The 24,254-nt window shown below is 30.6% G+C and carries 20 protein-coding genes; 4 read left to right on the top strand and 16 right to left on the bottom strand.

The window, feature by feature from the left end; translation table 11 throughout:
* Nucleotides 1-104 precede the first annotated feature (104 nt).
* Nucleotides 105-2,111: an ATP-dependent helicase gene (locus V7Q02_RS01495; RefSeq protein WP_333859189.1), complete on the bottom strand. Its 2,007-nt coding sequence runs from the start codon at nt 2,109-2,111 to the stop codon at nt 105-107.
* A 140-nt stretch (nt 2,112-2,251) separates the two neighbouring features.
* On the opposite strand from V7Q02_RS01495, the gene V7Q02_RS01490 reads away from it, so the two are divergent.
* Nucleotides 2,252-3,733: a nicotinate phosphoribosyltransferase gene (locus tag V7Q02_RS01490; RefSeq protein ID WP_333859188.1), complete on the top strand. Its 1,482-nt coding sequence runs from the start codon at nt 2,252-2,254 to the stop codon at nt 3,731-3,733.
* Between the two features lie 188 nt (nt 3,734-3,921).
* Here the strand turns inward: V7Q02_RS01490 and V7Q02_RS01485 are convergent, their stop codons facing one another.
* On the bottom strand, nt 3,922-4,530 hold the full coding sequence (locus V7Q02_RS01485) for an NUDIX hydrolase (protein ID WP_333859187.1): 609 nt from the start codon (nt 4,528-4,530) through the stop codon (nt 3,922-3,924).
* Between the two features lie 197 nt (nt 4,531-4,727).
* On the opposite strand from V7Q02_RS01485, the gene V7Q02_RS01480 reads away from it, so the two are divergent.
* Nucleotides 4,728-5,981: a D-alanyl-D-alanine carboxypeptidase family protein gene (locus tag V7Q02_RS01480; RefSeq protein WP_333859186.1), complete on the top strand. Its 1,254-nt coding sequence runs from the start codon at nt 4,728-4,730 to the stop codon at nt 5,979-5,981.
* A 71-nt stretch (nt 5,982-6,052) separates the two neighbouring features.
* Here the strand turns inward: V7Q02_RS01480 and gap are convergent, their stop codons facing one another.
* Nucleotides 6,053-7,108, bottom strand: coding sequence for a type I glyceraldehyde-3-phosphate dehydrogenase (gene gap / locus V7Q02_RS01475; RefSeq protein ID WP_333859185.1), 1,056 nt, complete (start codon nt 7,106-7,108; stop codon nt 6,053-6,055).
* Nucleotides 7,109-7,470: 362 nt separating this feature from the next.
* Between gap and gltX the strand changes: the two genes are divergently transcribed.
* Complete coding sequence (gene gltX, locus V7Q02_RS01470; protein ID WP_333859184.1) at nt 7,471-8,943, top strand: glutamate--tRNA ligase; 1,473 nt, start codon at nt 7,471-7,473, stop codon at nt 8,941-8,943.
* Nucleotides 8,944-9,022: 79 nt separating this feature from the next.
* On the opposite strand, the gene V7Q02_RS01465 is transcribed toward gltX, so the two are convergent.
* The gene (locus tag V7Q02_RS01465; RefSeq protein ID WP_333859183.1) at nt 9,023-10,108 is read right to left on the bottom strand and encodes a hypothetical protein; all 1,086 of its coding nucleotides are present in this window, start codon (nt 10,106-10,108) and stop codon (nt 9,023-9,025) included.
* A gap of 107 nt (nt 10,109-10,215) precedes the next feature.
* Complete coding sequence (purB, locus tag V7Q02_RS01460) at nt 10,216-11,646, bottom strand: adenylosuccinate lyase (RefSeq protein WP_333859182.1); 1,431 nt, start codon at nt 11,644-11,646, stop codon at nt 10,216-10,218.
* Between the two features lie 355 nt (nt 11,647-12,001).
* Between purB and V7Q02_RS01455 the strand changes: the two genes are divergently transcribed.
* Nucleotides 12,002-12,217 (top strand): DUF378 domain-containing protein, encoded by a 216-nt coding sequence (locus V7Q02_RS01455; RefSeq protein ID WP_333859181.1) that lies wholly within the window; start codon nt 12,002-12,004, stop codon nt 12,215-12,217.
* Between the two features lie 71 nt (nt 12,218-12,288).
* Here the strand turns inward: V7Q02_RS01455 and V7Q02_RS01450 are convergent, their stop codons facing one another.
* From V7Q02_RS01450 to V7Q02_RS01400, 11 genes are all read right to left on the bottom strand, one after another.
* Nucleotides 12,289-12,549 (bottom strand): HPr family phosphocarrier protein, encoded by a 261-nt coding sequence (locus V7Q02_RS01450; RefSeq protein ID WP_333859195.1) that lies wholly within the window; start codon nt 12,547-12,549, stop codon nt 12,289-12,291.
* Nucleotides 12,550-12,567: 18 nt separating this feature from the next.
* On the bottom strand, nt 12,568-13,761 hold the full coding sequence (locus V7Q02_RS01445; protein WP_333859180.1) for a pyridoxal phosphate-dependent aminotransferase: 1,194 nt from the start codon (nt 13,759-13,761) through the stop codon (nt 12,568-12,570).
* Between the two features lie 49 nt (nt 13,762-13,810).
* Nucleotides 13,811-14,167, bottom strand: coding sequence for an SMR family transporter (locus V7Q02_RS01440; protein ID WP_333859179.1), 357 nt, complete (start codon nt 14,165-14,167; stop codon nt 13,811-13,813).
* 4 nt (nt 14,168-14,171) lie between these two features.
* On the bottom strand, nt 14,172-15,446 hold the full coding sequence (locus tag V7Q02_RS01435) for a hypothetical protein (protein WP_333859178.1): 1,275 nt from the start codon (nt 15,444-15,446) through the stop codon (nt 14,172-14,174).
* Nucleotides 15,447-15,473: 27 nt separating this feature from the next.
* A complete protein-coding gene (locus V7Q02_RS01430; protein WP_333859177.1) occupies nt 15,474-16,334 on the bottom strand; it encodes a decaprenyl-phosphate phosphoribosyltransferase in 861 nt (286 codons plus the stop codon).
* Nucleotides 16,335-16,496: 162 nt separating this feature from the next.
* Nucleotides 16,497-16,757 (bottom strand): stage V sporulation protein SpoVS, encoded by a 261-nt coding sequence (gene spoVS, locus V7Q02_RS01425; protein WP_333859176.1) that lies wholly within the window; start codon nt 16,755-16,757, stop codon nt 16,497-16,499.
* Nucleotides 16,758-16,906: 149 nt separating this feature from the next.
* Nucleotides 16,907-18,451: a ribonuclease Y gene (gene rny, locus V7Q02_RS01420; protein WP_333859175.1), complete on the bottom strand. Its 1,545-nt coding sequence runs from the start codon at nt 18,449-18,451 to the stop codon at nt 16,907-16,909.
* Nucleotides 18,452-18,654: 203 nt separating this feature from the next.
* Nucleotides 18,655-19,761 (bottom strand): recombinase RecA, encoded by a 1,107-nt coding sequence (recA, locus tag V7Q02_RS01415; protein ID WP_442882153.1) that lies wholly within the window; start codon nt 19,759-19,761, stop codon nt 18,655-18,657.
* A gap of 115 nt (nt 19,762-19,876) precedes the next feature.
* Complete coding sequence (gene pgsA / locus V7Q02_RS01410) at nt 19,877-20,464, bottom strand: CDP-diacylglycerol--glycerol-3-phosphate 3-phosphatidyltransferase (RefSeq protein ID WP_333859174.1); 588 nt, start codon at nt 20,462-20,464, stop codon at nt 19,877-19,879.
* Nucleotides 20,448-21,788 (bottom strand): 30S ribosomal protein S12 methylthiotransferase RimO, encoded by a 1,341-nt coding sequence (gene rimO / locus V7Q02_RS01405; protein ID WP_333859173.1) that lies wholly within the window; start codon nt 21,786-21,788, stop codon nt 20,448-20,450. Before rimO ends, pgsA begins: the two co-directional genes overlap by 17 nt.
* A 123-nt stretch (nt 21,789-21,911) precedes the next feature.
* Entirely contained in the window at nt 21,912-24,206 is a 2,295-nt protein-coding gene (locus V7Q02_RS01400; protein ID WP_333859172.1) for a DNA translocase FtsK, read from the bottom strand.
* Between the last annotated feature and the right edge of the window lie 48 nt (nt 24,207-24,254).

Here is a 24,254-nt window from a genome sequence, read left to right as displayed (position 1 = left end):
ATTGGTAATACAATTAATGGTATCCTTAATTATTCACAAAAGTCGTGGTTGAACCAAATTTTCATATTCAAATGTATGGAATAAAATCTCTCATATCAATCTTATTACTTCTCCTGAATTAATAACTGTCCACTATAAAATACAGAATCCCTAAAATGTCTTTCAATGTTGTCTGAGAATACTATACTTAACTCTTTTTCTTGTATTTTAGTTATTTTTCCCTCTCCAAAAAGTTTATGAACTACTAAACCTCCTACTTTAAGATTAAATAGTGAATTAACTCCATCTATTTTATCCAGATTACATTCCTTTATGAATCTAGATACTTCTACTGCCCTGCCTTTTATGGTACTTGTAGAACATAAATACAAATTATCTATGGCTCTTGTAATGCCTACATAAAAAAGTCTCCTCTCCTCCTCCATATTATTCAGGATACTGTTTGAGTGTGGAATTGACCCTTCATTACAGTTTATTATAAATACATTTTTAAACTCCATACCCTTCACCCCGTGGAGAGTACTCAATATGACCGCGTCCTCTTCTTGCAAATTTTTCTGTAAAAGTTCCTCTGTAGTTTCAATATACTTCAAAAATTCATAGATACTAGTAAATCCCTCACAGAGCTGTTTAAATTTTTCTATAATATAATAGTACTCTTCTATGTTTAAACCTAATTTTTCACAATGTTTATATAAATAATCCCTATATTCCAATTTATCTAATATAAATTCCACTCTATCTTTAGCTTTTACCTTTGGTAGTTTTTTTATCTTCCTTTGAAATTCATCTATAGCCTTAACTTGGAAAAGAGGTATTCCTCTTATGTTTTTTAAAATTTCAAAACAATTTTCCTTTACTCTATTATTTCTTACCTTTTCTATATTTACTCTTCCTATATATCTAAAAGGCTTATTTACTATACTTATAAAGCTTTCCTTGTCACAGGTATCCAGAGCTACTTTAAAATAACATATTAGATCCTTACAAATAAAATGGCTGTAAAAATTATACTTTCCATGTAGAAATTTAAATTTTATGCCCTTTTTTAATAAACTATCTATTATACTGGTACACTCTATATTAGTACGATACAAAATAGCTATGTCCTGGCTGCTGCATTTTCCATCCTTTATAATTTTTCTTATAAAATCTGCTAAATAAAAGGCTTGCTCCTTCTCCTCTTCAAAAATTTTAAAAGTAATATTTCCCCTATTCACTCTACTACTTTCAACAAATTTAAAATTTCTGTTTTTATTATTACATATTAAATTTTGAGACATTTTAACTATATTAAGTACACTTCTATAATTTTTCTTCAAAAATAGCTTTTTGCCATCTTTAAAATGTCCATTGAAATTTACCATACATAAGGGATTAGAACCTCTGAAACCATATATGGATTGATCCTCATCTCCCACTGCGAACAGTGAACTATCTTTTACCATTAACTTCAAAATATCTACTTGAAGTTTATCACAATCTTGAAATTCATCTACCAATATATGTTTAAATAGATTGTTATAATACCTTCGTATGTTTTTATCTTTTTCTAAAATATTTTTTACACCAAGCTGTAAATCGTCAAAATCCATTAAATTATTTTTGGACTTATATCTTTCGTATTCACAAATACAGTATGTGAACACAGTTTTATCAATTTTACTGTTAAAATCCTCTATGTTTTTACTGCTATTTTTAAAAAGTGATATATCATTTAAAATTTCTTTTATTTTTTCTTCTTCTACAAATCCTACATAACGCATAAGCACGGATTTAATCAAATTATAAACTTTAAAAGATTCTACTATATTTATTTTTCCTTTATATTTTTTCAATATATTATAAAACAGAGAATGAAAAGTACCAAAGAAAGGCAGGTCACTTTCATTTGCAATTGAAAGATATCTGTGCTTCATATCCAGAGCAGAAGCCCTGGTAAATGTTATTACCACTATATTTTTAGGTTTTATATTTTTTTCATTTATCAAATAATTTATTCTATTTATAATAACTGTGGTTTTACCAGAACCTGGTGGAGCACAAATTACTACATTTTTAAAACTTGTATTAACTGCCTTTATCTGATTTGCATCTAAGCTATTTACCATATTAAAATCTCCTAAACCTGCCTGGCAGGGTGTTAAACTCCAGTCTTGTAATATTTTCTTTTAAGTATTACAATATTTATATATACTTAATTTTTGTCACAATTGTGTGAATTAAAACATAAATAGAGGAGATTTTTATTATGGAGAACGCAAAGAACTTCGACGTAAGGAACGGAAGGAATCTTACTATGCTGGTGGATTTTTATGAATTTACCATGAACAATGGATATTTCGAAAATAATATAGGCACTAAAATTGCCTATTTTGACATGTTTTTCAGGAGAGTTCCAGATGGAGGAGGATACTGTATCATGGCAGGTGTCCAGCAGATAATTGAATACCTCTCCAATTTGAAGTTTACTAAAGATGATATAAATTATCTAAGAGGTAAAAAACAGTTTTCAGAAGATTTTTTGAATTATTTAGAAAATTTTGAATTTTGTTGTGATGTATGGGCAATACCAGAAGGTACTCCAGTATTTCCAAATGAACCTCTTTTAACTGTAAGAGGCCCTGCTATTCAAGCTCAATTTATCGAAACCATGATACTTTTAACTATAAACCATCAGACTCTGATTGCAACAAAGGCCAGCAGAATCTGCAAAGCAGCTTCTAATAAGCCTGTAATGGAATTTGGTTCAAGACGTGCCCAAGGTTACGATGGTGCCATATACGGTGCAAGAGCTGCCGTAATAGGGGGATGTAGTTCCACTGCTTGTACTATAGCAGAGCAGATGTTTGGTATACCTGCTGTAGGCACCATGGCTCACAGCTGGATACAGCTATTTTCTTCTGAATATGAATCATTTAAAGCCTGGGCAAAGGTATATCCTAACAACTGTATACTTTTAATAGATACATACAATGTGTTAAAATCCGGTCTGCCCAATGCTATAAAGGTTTTCAAAGAAGTTTTGATCCCAAATGGATATAAACCTAAAGGTATAAGGATAGATAGTGGAGACATAACCTATTTAACTAAGAAATGCAGAAAGATATTGGATGAAGCAGGTCTTGAAGAGGTAGATATTGTTATTTCAAATTCTCTAGATGAATTTATTATAAGAGATGTTCTAAGCCAGGGTGCTTGTATTGATTCCTTTGGAGTAGGTGAGAGATTAATAACCGCAAAATCAGAACCTGTATTTGGTGGAGTATATAAATTGGTTGCTGTGGAAAGTGATGATGGAAGTATAATACCAAAGATAAAAATAAGTGAAAATGAAGAAAAAATAACCAACCCTGGCTTTAAAAAGATATATAGAATTTTCAGTAAAAAAGAAGATAAAGCTGTAGGAGACTTAATTGCATTAAATAATGAAAATATCAATATAGGTGACCCTATAGAATTATTCGATCCTACTTTCACCTGGAAAAAGAAAAGACTAAAAAATTACTATGCAAAAGAATTATTAGTAAAAATATTTGATAAAGGAAAACTCGTATATGAAAGTCCAGATGTGATGGATATAAGAAATAAGGCACAGGAACAGATAACTAAATTCTGGCCTGAAGTATTGAGATTTGAAAACCCTCATCACTACTATGTAGATTTATCTCAGAATCTATGGAATTTAAAACAGCAATTGCTCCATAAGTATTCTGCTACTTACGAGGAATAATATTACTTAATAACTGAAGGAATTTTAAATTAAATAATTCCTTCAGTACAAATTTTAATGCTATTTTTAATATGTTAAAGTATAGTATCTAAAATAATGTTCTAAATATTATTATCATATTCCATCCTTCTTGCTGTCATATTAGCGACTTCTTCTCCTAGTAGCTTTTTTATGATGTAAATAAATTCCTACTCCCCGGATGCAATTATATCCACAAATCTTTTTATAATAAGGGCAGTAAATCCCCATATTGTATACTTTTCATAACTATAGAAATATTGTTTTACTGTTCCCCTTCTAAATTTATATTTTCTGCCATTTCTTATAAGTCTATACGGAAACCTTTTTCCAGGCTGCGAAACTAAGGGAGTTTCATAAAGTAATGGTTTATTTTCCATAAAAAATTTAAGAGGCACCTTAAAAATGTGATCTACTTCACTCTGGCTTGGAAATATGTCCTCCCTGTTTAATTTACATATAAAGGGATACATTATAAAATTATAGGGTGTCACAACATAATCCATTTGCCCTATGAGCTCTATATCATCCCTATTTAAATTCAATTCCTCCATAGTTTCTCTTATGGCTGCACACACTGGGATTTCTCCCTCTTCTAGTTTACCTCCAGGAAAACATATATCTCCTGGCTGATGCTTTAAGTTTAATGCCCTCATTTCAAAAAGTACACTTACCTCTTCTTCTGATTCACATAAAGGAATCACCACAGCATTTTTATTGAATTCTCCCATGATATGTGGTTTTCTTTCTTTAAATATATCCTCTATTTTTTTTATCACATTAATACCTCCTAAAATATAACTGTAAAATATCCTTTTTATGTGGTATACTGTAAAATGTTATAATTAATTATAATATTTTTATCCCAATACTACCAGTGCTTATGCTCTATCTTCTCCAAAATAGAAGATAAAAAAAGATAAAGTACTGGCTATAACACATACACATAAACTTTCAACAAATGAGGTGATGTTTTTTGAAAAGGAAAAATAATATTATATTATTTATACTTATGTTTATACTTTGTTTAAATTTTAATGTATCTGCCTCAGATGAGTCTTCAAACACACTTCCTGAAATATATGGTAGTTCAGCTATAACAGTGGACATGCAAACAAATGAAATAATATATGAAAAAAATCCAGATACTAAAGTATATCCTGCAAGTACCACAAAACTTTTAACAGCTATTCTCCTTGAAAAAAACAAGAAAGAAACAGACATGCTTACATATACGGCGGAATCCAAAGCTCAACCCCAATCTTCCTTAAATAGTGCAGTCCATCCCATAGAGGTAGGAGATACTATGTCTGCAAAAGATGTAATGGATTCACTTCTGATGTTTTCTGCCAACGATATGGCCTGTGTTATTGCAGAAAATATATGTACCAGTATACCCCAATTTGCAGACAAAATGAATGAAGAAGTACAAAGCTTAAATTTAAAAAACACTCATTTTGTCACTCCAAATGGCCTTCATAATCCAGAACACTATACTACTTCCTACGATATGAGTATTATTGCCAGAGAGGCTTTTAAAAATTCCTGGATAAGAGATACCATATATAAATCCAAAAGTACAGTAACCACTTCTAAAGGTGTTTCCTTTGCTATTACAAACACAAATAAGCTTCTTGGAAAAGATGGTTGTATAGGTGGAAAAACAGGTTATACAGACCCTGCTGGAAGATGTCTTGTTGCCATCTACGAAAGAGACAATAGAAAAATACTTGGAGTGGTAATGAATTCTATATATGACGCAGCTGACACCTATGTATTTAACGATATGGAAAAAATAATAAACTGGAGTTACAACGAAAAACCTTATATTCTTCATAAAAAAGATGCCATAATTGATAAAAAAGATGTGAAATTTAAATTTTTACCCTTTGCACCCTTTGAAAAAACCATAAATATTCCTATTAAAGTTGCAGATGATGTAGCCTACTATGATAATGGTATAAACCAAAAAGAACTACAGCAAAAAATGAATATTACAACTGTAAATATAAAATCCTTAAAAGGTGAAGTTCCCATTGGAATTCTCACAGTAAAACAAAGGGATTTTTCTAAAAGTTACAAAATTTATTCTGGACTTTCAGAAAAAAACTTTCTAAAACAGATACTTTCAACATACAGCGTCACATTAATACCTTTATTTATAGTTATTCTGCTCTTATTATTTATAAAAAACAAATTAAAAAAGCACAAAAGACATAAATATCATTAACTGAAAAAAGTATTTCTATACAAAAGTTATAGAAATACTTTTTTATTATAAATGAATTATACAGAATTTATCTATGCCTTATTAGCCACTACTTTGTCAGATTGCTGATGATTTTCTTTCATTTTATATGAAACATAATTTACAAGATCTACTGTTCTGCAAGAATATGCCCATTCATTATCATACCAAGATACTACTTTAACCATATTATCCCCCATTACTAAAGTTGAAAGTCCATCTACTATAGAAGATCTATTATCACCTTTATAATCTATAGATACCAGAGGTTCCTCAGAATATCCAAGTATTCCTTCCATAGGACCCTGAGCCGCTCTTTTAAAAGCCTTATTTATTTCTTCTACTGTAGCAGATTTTGAAAGTTCACAAACTAAATCTGTAATAGACACTGTAACTGTAGGTACTCTAAGTGCAAAGCCATTTAATTTTCCTTCTAAATTTGGAAGCACTTTTGCCACTGCCTTTGCTGCTCCCGTAGTAGTTGGAATTATGGATTCCCCTGCAGCTCTTGCCCTTCTTAAATCCTTATGGCTTTTGTCTACCAATCTCTGATCCCCTGTATAGGCATGAATTGTAGTCATAAGTCCTTTTACAATTCCAAAATTTTTATCTAACACCTTGGCAAATGGTGCCAGACAATTAGTTGTACAAGATGCATTTGAAATAATATTATGGGAATCCACATCAAATTTTTCTTCATTAACTCCCATAACTATAGTTATATCTTCCTCTTTAGCAGGAGCCGTAATTATAACTTTTTTTGCACCAGCCTCTATATGCTTGTATAAATTTTTTCTATCTTTGAATTTTCCTGTAGATTCCACTACAATATCTACATTTAATTCACCCCAAGGTAAATTCTCCGGTTCACTTTCCCTGAATATTTTTATCTTGGAATCATTTATGATTATTGAGTCTTCCGTAGCTTTTACAGTGCCTTGAAATCTTCCATAACAAGAATCGTATTTAAAAAGATGTGCAAGGGTTTCATTATCTGCTCTTGCATTAATTGCTACAATTTCTATGTCTTCACGCAATCTTTCCTGAGCAATTCTTAAAAATAACCTTCCTATTCTTCCAAAACCATTAATTGCAACCTTCATAGACATTATTTTTCCCCCTATAAAATATTTTATAAATTATATAAAAGCCTATCATATACATTAGCTTTATTATTCAAAGATATATGTGATATAAATAATATATATGCTATATTATTTATATCAATAGCGTATATATATGTCAAATTTATTTTTATCCCCCTATATTATGATATACTTAATTTTTCTTACGTATGTTCTTTATTACGTTTATTTAATCTATTTTTCTATTTTTTATAATTATCCATATATAAAACTTCCTTGACACAATATTTCTATTATTATATCATTTAAAGGTAATAGCAAATTAGTAACCTTTCGTCTAAAAAGGATGAGAGGTTTTTACTTTAAAATAAATGGGAGTGAGAAAAATGACTAAAGTCAGAACAAGATTTGCGCCAAGCCCAACTGGATACATGCATGTTGGAAATTTAAGAACTGCACTGTATACATATTTAATAGCCAAACACGATGGGGGAGATTTTATACTGAGAATTGAAGATACAGATCAGGAAAGATTTGTAGAAGGTGCACTGGATATAATCTACCATACACTAAAAATTACAGGACTCAAGCATGATGAAGGTCCTGATATAGGGGGACCTGTAGGTCCTTATGTACAGAGCCAGAGAACTGATATATACTTAAAATATGCCAAGGAACTTATAGAAAAAGGAGAAGCTTATTACTGTTTTTGTTCTAAAGAACGTATGGACAGTCTGAAAAGCAAGGATGATGAGGAAGATGAGGAAAAGGAATTTTATAAATATGATAAGCATTGTCTCAAACTTTCAAAGGAAGAAATAGAAGAGAAGCTTGCATCAAATATACCTTATGTTATAAGACAAAATAATCCTGAAAGTGGATTTACAACCTTTCATGATGAAATCTACGGAGATATTTCTGTGGACAATTCAGAACTAGATGATATGATACTTATAAAATCCGATGGCTATCCTACATATAACTTTGCAAATGTAGTAGATGATCACCTCATGGGAATTACCCATGTAGTAAGAGGCAGCGAATATTTATCCTCTGCTCCAAAATATAATAGACTCTATGATGCCTTTGGATGGAAAGTTCCCATATATGTTCACTGTCCTCCAATTATGAAAGATGCCCATCAAAAACTTAGCAAAAGAAACGGTGATGCCTCCTTCCAGGATTTAATGGAAAAAGGTTATCTAAAAGAAGCCGTACTTAATTATATAGCTCTCCTTGGATGGAATCCCGGAAATGAAAAAGAAATATTTACTTTAGATGAGTTAGTAGAGTTATTTAACTATAAGAATATAAACAAATCTCCTGCTATTTTTGATAGTGTAAAACTCAAATGGATGAATGGGGAATATATAAAGAAATTACCTTTAGAAGAATTTAATGAGATGGCTCTTCCATATTATAAAAAAGTAATTTCAAAAAATTTGAATTTTTTAAAGATAAGTGAATTACTCAAAATAAGAGTTGAGGTATTAAGCGAAATACCTGATATGTTGGATTTTTTCGACGAACTGCCAGAATACTCCACAGAAATATATATACACAAAAAAATGAAAACAAGCCTGGAAAATTCACTTTTAACTCTTGAAAAAATTCTTCCAAAATTCAAAGAACTTTCACCTTGGACCCTGGAAAACATAGAAAAATGTTGTATGGATTTAATATCAGAACTTCAGGTTAAAAATGGAATAGTACTCTGGCCTGTAAGAATTGCCCTGTCAGGCAAAAAATCCACCCCTGGTGGTGCTTTTGAAATTGCAGATATCATAGGAAAAGATGAGTCCTTAAAAAGATTAGAATATGGAATTAAAAAATTAAAACTTGAAAGTGAAAACAACTAAAAATTGGTTTTTAAGTTCTTCCTAAATTCATACACCGAATATAGGAAGAACTTATCCAATCATACATATTCTATAAAATCTAAGAATCACCTGATAATTTTACAATGTCATTACCTTTCAATTCCCTTATGAGTACTATACTTGAAAATGTAACTATCATGTTATCTTCTATTACCACAAACCCCACTCCCACTTCAACAACGGTTTTATTATATATATATGCAAATTTCCCCTGTCCTGAAGTTTGTATTATTACCTTTTTACCAACAAGGTCATTAAAATAGTTCTCCATACTCTTTTCAAACTTACAACATTGATCCTTTGACACTTCTTTTAAAGATTTGTCCAGAGAAGAAATCTTATTTGATTGTAGTCCAACTACATTTTTAATGGGTATTATAATCTTCTCTTCCAATTCATTGGTAAGCTTAATTAGTACCTCATCTGAATATATTAGACTTACTTCATTAAGTATGCTCATTTTATCCTCTTTAACACAAAGGTCTAATTTTTCTCCAATTAATTTGTTCATTAAATTGGATATACTCCTGTTACAAGCAACACAGACTTTGCTTCGGGATAATACATTATAACTTTTTTTTGGTTTTATCACCTGTTTTTTTTCTTCTTTACCTATGGCTTCATTTTCATCAGAAACTTTATCTTCATCAGCCTTATCTGTATCAGCTTTCTGTTTTTCGTCATTATTTCCTTTTCCATTTGCCTTAGAAATTTGTGTCTTACTTTCTTCCTCTTTTTTATCACTATCTTCAGATATTTTTTTATCCTGTATTTCCTTCTTTTTGCCAATATCTACAGAATCAGACTCTTTTTTGTCAAAGTCATCCAGCTTTTTTTCCACTTTGTCTTTCACTTTTTTAATTATACCGCTCTCTAATATATCTTCTGATTTTTCATTTTTTGTTTTTATAGATTTATCTCTATCTTTTTTTCCTGTTAAAATGCCTTCTTCTTTAAGGATATTTTTTTCTATAAATTTAATAAGTTCCTTATTGTCCATGTACTGCTCTTCATAATACTCTTTATCATGACCCAAGTCCTTATAATGTCTTCTATTATACCTGTCAATTCTTTTCATATATTTAGGTATCATATATAAAGCCAGCTGCATTAAATCATCTATATTATTTCCTGTTCTTTTCATTTAATACCTCCCTAGTTCTAACTGGATTATATTATCAGAATATGAAGGCCTTATTTTATAGTTACCAATGACTTGGCTACCAGTAACAATCACCCTTTAAATACAACCTAAACATTTATTTCAACTTCTTCTCCCAAAAATTCTTTATTTTCTTCTAATAGAGGTTTTATTTTGTGTTCTATAAAATCTACTATCTGCCCCGGTGCCCTTCCTATAAACTTTTTAGCATCTACAAGATTCATTATCTCTTCTTTAGTCATTTTGAAGAAAGAATCCTTTACAACTCTCTCCAAAAGATCATTTTCCATTCCATACTCTTTTACCATTTTAGCTGCTTCCATAGAATGCACCCTAATTCTTTCATGAAGTTCCTGTCTGTCTCCTCCCCTTTTAACTGCTTCCATTATTATGTTTTCCGTACACATAAAAGGAAGCTCTTTAGCTACATGAGATTCAATGACTTTTGGATAAACTACCATATTCTCAGATACATTCATATATAAGTTTAATATGCCATCTAATGCTAGAAAAGCCTCTGGTATAGCTATCCTCTTGTTGGCAGAATCATCTAAAGTTCTTTCAAACCACTGTGTAGCAGCAGTAATAGCTGGATTTAGAGTATTTATTATTACATATCTTGCAAGAGCTCCTATTCTCTCGCACCTCATAGGATTTCTCTTATAAGCCATAGCAGAGGAACCAATTTGATTTTTTTCGAAAGGTTCCTCCATTTCCTTCATATTTTGTAATAATCTTAAATCATTACTAAACTTATAGGCACTTTGAGAAATTTCAGAAAGAGTATTCAATATTATAGAATCTAATTTTCTGGTATACGTTTGACCTGTAACCATAAATTCTTCTTTAAAATCCATTTTTTCAGTTACCATTTTATCAAGTTTCTTTACTTTTTCTTCATCTCCATTGAAAAGCTCCATAAAACTAGCCTGAGTTCCAGTGGTACCTTTTACCCCTCTAAATCTCATCTTATCTATTACAAAGTCAATATTTTCAACGTCTAAATATAAATCCTGTATCCAAAGTGATGCCCTCTTTCCCACTGTAGTAAGCTGAGCTGGCTGTAAATGAGTAAAGCCAAGAGTGGGTAAATCCTTATATTTCAAAGCAAATTCTGTAAGATAATTTATAATATTTAAAATTTTCCTTTTTAATATGTAAAGACCCTTCCTCATAATTATTAAGTCCGTATTATCTCCTACATAACAGCTGGTTGCTCCCAGATGTATTATCCCTTTTGCTTTAGGACACTGCAACCCATAAGCATAAACATGACTCATAACATCATGACGCACTTCTTTTTCTCTTTTTTTAGCATCTTCATAATTTATATTTTCCATATTGGCTTTTAACTCATCTATTTGTTCAGAAGTTATATTAAGTCCTAATTCTTTTTCACATTCTGCAAGAACTACCCAGAGTTTTCTCCAGGTTCTAAATTTTACTTCATCTGAAAATATGTAACTCATTTCTTTAGATGCATATCTGGTATTTAAAGGTGTATTATATATATTTCTCATGTAAGAATTCCTCCATATATGTAATTAAATTTTTTCATTCACATTATAACACAATAATTAAACCCTTGTGCATATTATACATACAAATTATAAGACTTAAGTTCTATTCTTAAATATTATAAATATACTTTAATTAATAATTATTTTACAAAGGTAGGTGAATTTTTATTGAGATGGATATCAAGTGCTTCAGAGGTTCAGGTGAAGTTTGCTATAGAGAACTACTTATCTCCATCTGAGCCTTAGAAGAACTTATCCAAGCGTGTAGCAGTGCTTATCTCCAACTTTGAATAAGATGGGAGTGTTAGCAATGGTAGCGTTCGGATAAAAACTTCCTTCTTAATAAACGAAAAATATGTATAAATTTAGTATTATAGATAAAGTCTCTTTAATTTTAATGGTTTTAGGTTCATTAAATTGGGGACTTATAGGTCTTCTAAATTTTAATGTAATAAGTGTACTATTCGGAGAACCTGTAAACTTAATAGGAAGAATACTATACATACTTATAGGAGTATCAGGATTAAATATGATCATATTATTCTTTAAAACCAAAAACAGCTGTAAATAATGCCTATAAAAAATAGAAGACCTTGAAAAATTAAGATCTTCTATTTCTAAAATTCATATAATTATATTGTTTTATTCCTCTAAAGACTTTATTAATCTAACTATTTCTTCTGCTGCCAAAGATTCATCATCACCACATGCAGTAATTTTTACATTGGCTCCCTTAGTTACCCCTAAAGATAATACTCCTATCAGACTCTTTATATTGGCTTTTTTCCCTTTAAATTCTATATATAATTCTGATTTAAATGAAGAAGCTTTTTTAACTAAAAGAGTTGCGGGCCTTGCATGCAAACCTGTTGAACTTTTGACTATAACTTCCCTTGAAACCACATAATTCACCTCTACTTTTTATTTTAGATTCAATATAAATCTTTCTATCCTATCCAGTCCTTCTTTTATATTTTCCATGGATGTGGCATAGGACAATCTTATATATCCATCTATTCCAAATCCCAGTCCTGGTATCACTGCAACTTTTTCCTTTTCCAGAAGTTGTTCTGAAAAATTCAATGAATCATCTATAGTAATTCCATCTATATTTTTTCCAAAGGTTTTTGATATATTTAACATTACATAAAAAGCCCCTTTAGGATTTAAATATGTAACATCTGGTATCTTACTTATCTTATCCACCATATAATCTCTTCTTCTTTTAAATTTCTTAACCATATCCTGTACTTGAGACTCTTCCCCTTCTAGTGCCGCCACAGAAGCATATTGGGCTATAGAATTAGGATTTCCTGTAGTATGGCTTTGAATATTTGACATAAGTTTAATTATATTATTATCCGCTGCAGCATATCCTATTCTCCATCCAGTCATAGCATAGGTCTTAGAGACTCCATTTATCACAATAGTTTTCTTATAGGCATCCTGAGACAGGCTTGCTATACTAATATGCTCCACTTCATCATATATAAGCTTCTCATATATTTCATCTGATAAAATAAGAATATCCTTTTCTTTTGCAAAATCCGCAATTTTCTGAAGTTCTTCTCTTGAGTAAATAGTACCTGTAGGATTATTGGGATTGTTTATTATAATCATTTTAGTCTTTTCACTATAGGCTGCCCTTAAGTCTTCTACAGTATATTTAAAATCATTTTCCTTTTTAGTATCTACAAATACAGGAATTCCATCTGAGAGTTTAACAAGTTCTGGATAACTCACCCAATAAGGCACAGCTATAATAACTTCATCTCCAGGATTTAAAGTTGCCGCAAATACATTAGATAGACACTGTTTTGCTCCTGTAGATATTATAATTTGATTTTCATCATATTTAAGATTATTATCTTTTTTAAATTTCTTCACAATAGCTTTTTTAAGTTCTGTAATACCAGATGCAGGAGTATATTTGGTATATCCTCCTTTCATAGCATCTATTGCAGCCTGTTGAATATTTTCCGGAGTATTAAAATCCGGTTCCCCTGCTCCAAATCCTATTACATCAATTCCTTCTGACTTCATTTTTTTTGCTTTGGCAGTTATAGCCAAAGTTATAGATGGTTGAATTTTTTCAGCCTTTTTTGAAAGTATCATTTTTACTCCTCCATTACAATTTAAATATCAATATGTACAATTTCTATTTCTAACTTCTTGAAACCAATATTACCCCAAGTATTATAAAAGCTACTCCCAGTATCCTCATAGAGGATATATTTTCCTTAAATACAAAATAGGAAAATATCATGGTTATCACATACCCCAAACTTACCATTGGATAGGCATAACTTAATTCTACCTTGCTTAAAACTTTTATCCATAGGAGAAAACTACATCCATAAGATATAATACCAAGCATTACAGGTATGTTTTTCAATATGTTTAAAATGCTAGGGAGCAAATATCCTACAGTAAAATTTAGTTCTAAATTTACTGCACCGTACTTTACAAGTATCTGTCCCATCGCACCTAAAAAAACCGACATAAGTATTAATGGAATCATATTCCTATCTCCTAACTGCTTCAAATAAATTTTTGAAAAAAAAGTAGAAACAATATATCATTATAAATATTTCAGGAAAAGAATACCTTCCCTGACCTTCCATTATAAAATATACAGAAGTAAACATAAAAAATATTACCACGGAATATATAGTAAATTTATGAAGCAAGTGAGATTTCCCTTGAAATATATAAATAAGTGTTTTTAGAGAATATATCAAAATATATAAAATAGCCGGCAGAAATATAACTATCCTAATGTTGTTTGTAACTTTAAATAAAATATTATTATAATAGGCACTCACACCACTATTATATGTACTATATAAAACGTCATCACCCCAAAAATATGTATTATAGAGCCTTTTAAATCCAAGTTCTATAAATTGCATAGGATGGTTTCTTATCCACTTTTTTGCTGCATCACTTAACATTTTATTTTGCTCTGTCCTATTAGCCTTCTTATATTCTTCAGTATTTACAATGGAATTCTCAACTTTAGAAGCTGCCATCCATCTCCCTGAATGATTTTGAGAATTATTATTTATGTAAAGTACTATTCCCCCATTATTTGATACATAGGTGAATTGTCCAATTAATTTTGTATTCCTGTACACCCATGGTGAAATTACAATAATAGATATTATAATTACTGTTAATGAATTTAATACAGCCTTTAAAAATTTTTTATGTTTTATAAGATCCACTAGAAACAAAGCAAAAAAAACTATTATAAAAAATGGCTTAATAATTGTATTTAATCCAGTAAGTATTCCTATAAAAAAATACTTATACTTTATATTACTAAAATAAATATAGGTAATTATAAAAAGTATAGCCGTAAAAAGTAATTCTGTACCTAAAATATTATTATAAAATATATTGTTGGGAAATAATACAAATATTGTAAATATAATTTTCCTATCTTTTTCCTTTAAATTTATCTTGGATAAAATAGCTTTAAAACATAAATAATTTACGAGAGTTATACATATATTAAATACCTTTGCTTTAAATATGCTGGCTCCAAAGAGTTTAAATATTCCTCCTAGTATTATAGAATATCCCACAGAAGTATAAGTATTTCCCCATAACCCTCCATTAGCTATATTTACAGCTAATGTATAATAATAATCAAAATCCGAAAATGGTTTTGCATCTATAAAAACTATCCACAAAAAAGATAAAACAATTCCAATAAGTATAATTACATTATAGTAAGTATTACTTTTAGTTATTTCATATTTTTCTTCCTCATTATTCTTATGCCAAAAACTCATAATTTCCATATTTAAATTATATCCTTTCTATAGTTTTAAGTATATTATAATTATAACAGCTCCAATCCACAATAATATATTAATTAAAAAAGGTATATCTTTTTCAAATACATCCTCTGGTTTGCCACCTATATTTTTTCTGTCCATTAAATACTCATATCTAAATATGCCATATAAAACAAAAGGAATAGTAAATATCATTGTATCACTTTGTATGGAACCAAAGGTATACAAACAGTAGGCCATTAATATAGATGGATTTACTATAGTAAGCATTTTATTAATATTTTCAACAGAATATTTTGCAAGTATCACTCTTGAAGAACTACTTCTATCTTTTAGTACTATAAGTTCACTTTTTCTTTTGTTCAAAGCTAAAAATAAAGATAAAAGCACTGTACATAAAAACAGCCAGGGTGATACATTTGCTCCTGTGGCAATACTTCCACTTTCAACTCTAAGTACAAATCCAAAGGCAATAGTCATCACATCTATTATAACTACATTTTTCAATTTAAAAGTGTAGCATATATTTACTATAATGTATAATAATACTATAAATAAAATTCTTATATCCAATAAAATATATGAAAAACACAATACTAAAACAAATAACAGGCCTGCTAATATAAAAGCTGTCTTTTTAGACACACGTCCACTAGGAAGGGGTCTATTCCTCTTATCAGGATGGCATCTGTCTTTTTCAATATCCACTATGTCATTTAATATGTAAACTACAGAAGAGCCTATACAAAATAGAATATATGTAAATAAATTATCTTTTAATAATTCCATTTTCAGAAAATTCCCTGAAAATAAAATTGCTGAAAATACAAAAAAATTCTTAATCCACTGCTTAGGTCTCATTAGCTCAATTACTGCCGCCATAAACTTCCCTCCACTATATTTATACATGCTATTGCTTAACTAAACATCTTTTTACATTTTATCACAGTATATGATATAGTCAACATAACTTTGCAAATTAGTACTTCATAAAAGGACTTGAATTACCTTTCAAGTCCTTTTATAAACATTAATAATAAATTACTATCTTGGTTGTACTATCAATTTAATAGCCGTTCTTTCTTCCCCATCTATTTGAATATCCGTAAAGGCCGGAATACATATTAAATCGATTCCACTGGGTGCTACAAAGCCCCTAGCAATAGCTACAGCTTTAATAGCCTGATTCAATGCTCCTGCCCCTATGGCTTGTATCTCTGCCGCTCCTCTCTCTCTTAAAACTCCTGCTAACGCTCCTGCAACTGAATTTGGACTTGATTTTGCTGAAACCTTTAATACCTCCATAATAAACCTCCTAATAAATATTATATTAACTTTATTTGATACTACTTAATAGTATTCTACATAAAATCAAAAATTCCTTTTAGGTTTTGTAAAAGCAAAATCTAAAAGGAATACTTTTCTATGTTATATTAATTTATTTATTACTTAAATTACTTTGCATATTCAATTGCACGAGTTTCTCTAATAACATTTACCTTAATCTGGCCAGGATATTCTAGTTCTTCTTCAATTTTCTTTACTATGTTCCTTGCCATTTCAAGGGCTCCTGCATCATCAATATCTTCTGGTTTAACCATAATTCTAAGTTCTCTTCCCGCTTGAATGGCATATGACTTTTCTACGCCTTCACATGTATTTGCTATTTTTTCTAATTTTTCCAATCGCTTAATATATGCCTCTAATGTTTCTCTTCTAGCTCCAGGCCTTGCAGCCGAAATAGCATCCGCGGCCTGAACAAGTACATCTTCTAAAGATTGAAATTCCAAATCTCCATGGTGAGCTCCAATAGCATTTACAACTATAGGCGATTCTCTATACTTCTTAGCAATCTCTGCACCTATAATAGCATGTGGCCCTTCCACTTCATGATCTACTGCTTTACCTATATCATGAAGTAATCCTGCTCTTTTAGCTATAGTTGGATCTATTCCGATCTCCGATGCCATAAGTCCAGCTAGATATGCAACTTCCACCGAGTGTTTCAAAACATTCTGACCATAACTAGTTCTATATTTCAACCTTCCTAGCAACTTTATTAATTCTATATGAAGACCATGTACACCAGTTTCAAAAGTTGCCTGTTCTCCTTCTTCCCTAATATCATTTTCTAATTCTTTTTCAGCTTTTTCAACCATTTCTTCAATTCTTGCCGGGTGTATTCTTCCATCAATTATAAGCTTTTCCAGTGCTATTCTAGCAACTTCTCTTCTTATGGGATCAAAACCCGACAATATTACAGCTTCAGGTGTATCATCTATTATCAAATCAACACCTGTCAAAGTTTCAAGGGTTCTTATATTTCTACCTTCTCTACCTATTATTCTTCCCTTCATTTCATCATTAGGGAGTGTTACAACATGTACTGTAGTTTCCGCCACATGATCTGCTGCACATCTTTGAATAGCGGAAGTTATAATTTCCCTTGCCCTTTTATCCGCTTCTTCTTTAGCCTTCGTTTCAACTTCTTTAATCATCATAGCAGACTCATGCTTTATTTCTTTATTAACCTCTTCTAACAAGATATCCTTGGCTTCTTCAGAACTCAAACCTGACAATCTTTCAAGTTCTTCTCTCTGCCTTTGGTATAATTCTTCCATTTTTGCCTGCACTTTATCAATTTCTTGTTGTTTTTTATCCAGGCTACTTTCTCTTTTTTCAAGAACATCGTTTTTCTTATCTAACAACTCTTCTCTCTGCAATACTCTCTTTTCCAGCCTCTGAATTTCACTTCTTCTATCTCTAGATTCCTTTTCTAAATCATTTCTTAATTTATGAACTTCTTCTTTAGCTTCCAGTATAGCTTCTTTTTTTTGGGATTGAGCTTCTTTTTTTGCCTCTTCCTTTAATCTATTAGACTCATAAATAGTCTGTGATTTTATAGCAGCTACTTTATTTTTCATTATATTAAAATGAATTAATATAGCAACAACTATTAGTATACCAGCAATAATTTCATATATTATCATGTAATTCACATGAACACCTCCTTTGCTCTTATTATGTAAATCTATATTTCTGTTAAATATGCAAGCATAGAAAAGGTGTCATATTATTCAATTGGTAATTCCTAAATACATGATAAACCAGAATTTGTATTAATTTTATATTATATTTGAATTATTGTCAAGTTATATGATTTTATTCAACATACCAGTAATTACCTGTTATTTTCAATTATCTATTTTGATAAATTCTTAGTATCTTGTTTTTTGTTATCTTCTTTATTATTCTTTTCATTTTTATTTTCTGGTAAACTACTTTTATCTATAGTCGGAAGATTATATTTTTCTCTTATTTTACTTTCAACTTCAAATAAAATATCTGGATTTTCCCTCAAAAACTGTTTTGCATTTTCTCTACCTTGTCCAAGCCTTGTTTCCTTGTATGAAAACCATGCTCCACTTTTTTGAACAAACTCTTCTCTGACTCCCACATCCAGTACATTTCCCTCTCTTGATATGCCCTGGTTATACATTATATCAAATTCAGCTTGTTTAAAAGGAGGAGCTACCTTATTTTTAATAACTTTCACTTTTGTTCTATTTCCTACTATAGCATCTCCTTGCTTTATAGAGTCTATTCTTCTTACATCCATTCTTACAGAAGAATAAAACTTTAACGCCCTTCCTCCAGGAGTAACTTCAGGATTTCCAAACATAACTCCTACTTTTTCTCTCAATTGATTTATAAATATGGTAACACATTTAGATTTATTTATAGAAGATGTAAGCTTCCTAAGTGCCTGAGACATAAGTCTGGCCTGTAATCCCACATGGGAATCTCCCATTTCTCCTTCTATTTCTGCCTTTGGTACTAATGCAGCCACTGAATCCACTACCAATACATCTATAGCATTGGATCTCACTAAAGCCTCTGCTATTTCTAGTGCTTGCTCTCCAGTATCAGGCTGAGATACTATTAAATTTTCTATATCCACTCCCAAATTCTTTGCATAAGAGGGATCAAGTGCATGTTCTGCATCTATAAAAGCTGCTGCTCCGCCAGTTTTTTGAGCCTCTGCAATTATATGAAGTGCTACCGTAGTTTTACCTGAAGATTCAGGGCCAAATATTTCTATTACCCTTCCCCTCGGTACTCCACCTATTCCAAGAGCTATATCTAAATCAAGGCATCCTGTTGAAACAACATCCACATTTAAAATGCTGTTTTCTCCAAGCTTCATTATTGCACCTTTCCCAAACTGTTTTTCTATCTGTAACATAGCAGACTCTATAGCTTTCAATTTTTCATTATCTAGATTTGCCAAAAGAACACTTCCTTTCATTTAAGAACATATGTTCTATATAAATTATATACCACATTGCTCATACAGTCAATAATTTAATCCAATTTATATTTTAATTATAAACCTATAAATATTTTTTAATCAACATCATAGGTTATTTATCTGGATGCAATACATCTTTGTTTTTAATAAAATAATCAAATCCTGAAATTAATGTAGCTGCTACAGCCAGAAACATAGTAATGCCTGTAATCCACTTTAACAATTTCTGAGGATTATTTATAATAGTTTCCATAAACCCTAAAGATACCTGATTATAATTTAAATTCACCAAAGCAAATATTATTGCAACTATTTGAGTTACAGTTTTAACTTTTCCCCAGGGACTTGCAGCTATTACTATACCATCTGCAGCAGCTACTGCTCTGAGACCAGTTACTGCAAATTCTCTAGCTATTATTATCATAGCAACCCAAGTAGGTACTATATGGTATTCCACCAGAGATATAAGTGCAGCAGTAACCAAAAGTTTATCTGCTAGCGGATCCATAAACTTTCCAAAACGAGTTATTTGATTTCTGCTTCTGGCTATGTAGCCATCTAGTTTATCCGTTATAGATGCTAGTATAAAAATAACTATTGCAATAAACTTTCCATAAGGGAAACCCTCCAAAGTTATAAAAATCAAGAAAAATGGAATTAATAAAATTCTAATTATTGTAAGCTTATTTGCCAAATTCATCACATACAACTCCTACTAAATCATATTCAGTACTATTTATAACCTTCACATCAATCATGGTACCTATTTTTAGTTCCCTTTTACTTTTTATGTATACAACCCCATCTATATCAGGAGCCATTTCATAGTTTCTTCCATACCATATACCTTCTTTTTTTCCCTCTACAAGTACTTTATATTTACTTCCAATTTTACGTTTTTGTATGGAATGTACAATATGTTTCTGAAGTACCATAAGTTCCCCTTCTCTTGCAGTTTTTAGTTCTTCTGAAACTTGATTTTCCATTTTAAATGCTGCGGTTCCCTCCTCTCTGGAATACTTAAATACTCCTAGGTTATCGAACTCGATATTTTCTATAAAATCTTTCAATTCTTTAAAATCTTTTTCACTTTCTCCCGGAAACCCAACTATTATAGTAGTTCTAATTGAAATGTCTTTTACTCTTTCCCTAAGTTTGTTTATATTTTGTAATATATCCTTTTTCCTGCCCCGTCTGCCCATAAGCTTTAGTATATTATCACTTATATGCTGCAGAGGTATATCTATGTAATTACATACCTTATCATTTAAAGCTATTTCGTCTATAATATCTTCTGTTATTTCTTCTGGATAACAATAAAGGAGCCTGATCCACTCTATTCCCTGAATTTTTGATATACTTCTCATAAGTTCAGGAAGCATTTTTTTGTTATATATATCTACTCCATATCTTGTAGTATCCTGAGCTACAAGTATTACTTCCTTAACTCCTTTAAGAGATAACTGGCTGCACTCTTTTAATATGTTTTCCATGCTTCTACTTCTGTACTTTCCCCTTATTTTGGGAATTATGCAGTAGGTACAGTAATTATCACATCCTTCTGCAATTCTTAAATATGCAGTATGAGATTTTGTGGTAAGCACTCTTTCACCTTCATTTATGTTTAAATCACTATATATGCAATTATAAACTTTACTTTGTTTACCCTCTATAAAAGTATTTATATTTTCTACTAAATTATCATAATCATTTACTCCAAGCATTATATCTATTTCAGGTAATAGTTCCATAAGCTCCTTGCCATATCTTTGTGCAAGACACCCTGTTACCACAATACCTCTGCAGTTATATTTTTCCTTGTAATGCGACATTTCAAGTATAGTATCTATAGACTCCTGCTTTGCCGATTCTATAAAACCACAGGTATTTATAATTATAAAATCTGCTAACTTTGGATCTGAAACTATTTCATAGGCAGATTTTATATTGCCAAGCATTATTTCAGAATCTACTCTATTTTTATCACAGCCTAAACTTATTAGTCCAACTTTTAATTTATTCACTAAGTTTCCTCCCATTTAGTTACTTTAAAATAACATAGAAACACTTTATATAATATACAACTTACATAAAAATTTTTCAATATTTCATTATTGTACACACCTATTTATAAAATCTATTAAATCTCAGGAAGATTTAGGTATATCATCTTTTCCATGAATTAAAATTTGTCTCGGCTTACCGCCATCCTTTTTTGATATTATTTTCCTATTTTCCATTTCCTCCATTATTCTGGCTGCCCTATTATATCCTATTCTCAATCGTCTTTGAAGGAAAGATGTAGACACTTGTCCCTCATTTAACACAATTTCAACAGCTTTATCTAAAAGTTCATCATGATTATTATTGATATTAGAGTTAGGTACACCCTGATCTATTTGTTCTATTATTTTATCTTCATACTTGGATTCCCCTCCATTATTTTTTATATAATATACTATCTTTTCAACTTCTGCTTCTGATATAAAAGCTCCTTGTATCCTGACAGGCTTTGAAGTGCCTACAGGATAAAATAACATATCTCCCTTGCCAAGAAGTCGTTCTGCACCGCTGCTATCTAATATGGTTCTAGAATCAATCTGACTTGACACTGCAAAAGATATTCTCGATGGTATATTAGCCTTAATTACCCCTGTAATTACATCCACAGAAGGTCTCTGAGTCGCTATAACCAAATGCATTCCTGCTGCTCTAGCCATTTGTGCAAGACGTCCTATATAGTCTTCAACTTCATTTGGACAAACCATCATCAAATCCGAAAGTTCATCTATTATTATAACCACAAAAGGAATTTTCCCCTCAGTTACACCCTTATCAAATAAATCATTATAACCTTCTATATTTCTAACGCCATTATTTGCAAATAATTTATATCTTCTATTCATTTCCTGCACTGCCCAATTTAAAGCACCAGCTGCCTTTTTAGGATCTGTAACCACAGGGATTAATAAATGAGGTATACCATTATACACACTAAGTTCAACTACCTTGGGATCTATCATTAAAAATTTAACATCTCCTGGAGAATATTTATAAAGCAGACTTACTATAAGACTATTTATACATACACTTTTACCAGATCCTGTAGCTCCTGCTATAAGCATATGAGGCATTTTTGTAAGATCAGATACCACACAGTTTCCTCCTATATCTTTTCCTAAACAATAAGCCAATTTATACTGACAATTAGTAAATTCTTCCGACTCAACCACTTCCCTTAAATAAACAGACGTAAGTTCTCTATTTGGAACTTCTATTCCAATAACGGATTTTCCGGGTATTGGTGCTTCTATTCTAACTGCAGAAGCAGCAAGCCCCAGGGCAATATCATCAGATAAATTTACAATTTTACTCACTTTGATTCCAGAACCTGGCTGAAGCTCAAATCTGGTTACAGAAGGCCCTCTGCTGACTTGAAGTATTTTTACATCCACTCCAAAGCTTGCAAGGGTTTCTTCCAATTTACTGGCACTATTTATAAGTTCTTTTTTATCTTGCTTATTTAATTTTACCTGTACATTCTGATTTAACAAACTCAAAGGCGGAAAATTATATAGAAAAACTGAGTTATCCCCACTTTGTATGACTTTTTCTTCAAACTCTGTACTCATAGGCTCCTCACTTAAAGGAGTAAACTTTTTCCCATAAAAAGTATCCTCTTTGGATTCTGCAGGACACTCTAAATATTCATCATCTTTTACCTCATTTATTTCACTATTATCTGGCTGTTCTCTTTTGTTTACATTTCCATACTTCATAAAATCTAATATTTTAATTTTATTTAATCCTTTAATAAAATTCTTACCTTTAGCCTGGCTATTATCCTCACTGTTTTCATTTAAAACTTTTTGTTTTATCCTAGTATTTTCTATTTTACTTTTTTCAGCCAATACCCTTCTAAACTTGTTTAATATATCATAAATGGTGAATTTGCTCATCATTATAAAGGATATTATATAGATAGCTAAAAAAATAACATAACAGCCAATAGTTCCAAACAGCTTAAATAACGGTATATCTATTAAAATGCCTATTATACCCCCATGAAAAACATTATCAGAATTATATAATGTCTTTATATCCAGAAACAAATTGTATTCCATATTATAATCGGACATTACCGTCATATGTATAACTAATAGAGTATTAACTATAAAAAGCAAAATACCATAAAATTTATTATTAAAAGTTATTTTGTTCCTTTTTATAATAAGACAGATCCCAATAAATATTATCAACATAGGAAATATAAAGGCCCCTACTCCAAATATTATTATTAAGATCTTCTTCATAAACCTTCCAACTATGCCAGAAGAAGAAGGAGCAAATACACTTATTATCATAAGTATTCCCAATGTAGTTAACAATATACCTTTTATATCTTCATCTAATGGGTACTTTTTTTGTCTAATTCTAGACATATATGCCATCACCTCCAGTATATTATTAAGTATATCCTAATATACAAA

The sequence above is a fragment of the Clostridium sp. genome (assembly GCF_036781005.1).
Lineage (GTDB): Bacteria > Bacillota > Clostridia > Clostridiales > Clostridiaceae > Clostridium_B.
Note: the sequence above shows the minus strand (reverse complement) of the source record. Positions and strands in the feature narration are given on the sequence as shown.

Coding starts and splice junctions, on each gene's coding strand:
- spoVS (WP_333859176.1), bottom strand. CDS start 16,757: ATGGAGGTATTAAAGGTTTCAGCAAAATCAAGTCCAAATTCAGTTGCA.
- V7Q02_RS01490 (WP_333859188.1), top strand. CDS start 2,252: ATGGAGAACGCAAAGAACTTCGACGTAAGGAACGGAAGGAATCTTACT.
- V7Q02_RS01435 (WP_333859178.1), bottom strand. CDS start 15,446: ATGAGTTTTTGGCATAAGAATAATGAGGAAGAAAAATATGAAATAACT.
- V7Q02_RS01430 (WP_333859177.1), bottom strand. CDS start 16,334: ATGGCGGCAGTAATTGAGCTAATGAGACCTAAGCAGTGGATTAAGAAT.
- V7Q02_RS01400 (WP_333859172.1), bottom strand. CDS start 24,206: ATGTCTAGAATTAGACAAAAAAAGTACCCATTAGATGAAGATATAAAA.
- purB (WP_333859182.1), bottom strand. CDS start 11,646: ATGAGAAATATATATAATACACCTTTAAATACCAGATATGCATCTAAA.
- recA (WP_442882153.1), bottom strand. CDS start 19,761: ATGAAAGGAAGTGTTCTTTTGGCAAATCTAGATAATGAAAAATTGAAA.
- gap (WP_333859185.1), bottom strand. CDS start 7,108: ATGTCTATGAAGGTTGCAATTAATGGTTTTGGAAGAATAGGAAGGTTA.
- V7Q02_RS01465 (WP_333859183.1), bottom strand. CDS start 10,108: ATGAAAAGAACAGGAAATAATATAGATGATTTAATGCAGCTGGCTTTA.
- V7Q02_RS01445 (WP_333859180.1), bottom strand. CDS start 13,761: ATGATACTTTCAAAAAAGGCTGAAAAAATTCAACCATCTATAACTTTG.
- V7Q02_RS01495 (WP_333859189.1), bottom strand. CDS start 2,111: ATGGTAAATAGCTTAGATGCAAATCAGATAAAGGCAGTTAATACAAGT.
- pgsA (WP_333859174.1), bottom strand. CDS start 20,464: ATGAATTTGGCAAATAAGCTTACAATAATTAGAATTTTATTAATTCCA.
- V7Q02_RS01440 (WP_333859179.1), bottom strand. CDS start 14,167: ATGATTCCATTAATACTTATGTCGGTTTTTTTAGGTGCGATGGGACAG.
- V7Q02_RS01455 (WP_333859181.1), top strand. CDS start 12,002: ATGTATAAATTTAGTATTATAGATAAAGTCTCTTTAATTTTAATGGTT.
- gltX (WP_333859184.1), top strand. CDS start 7,471: ATGACTAAAGTCAGAACAAGATTTGCGCCAAGCCCAACTGGATACATG.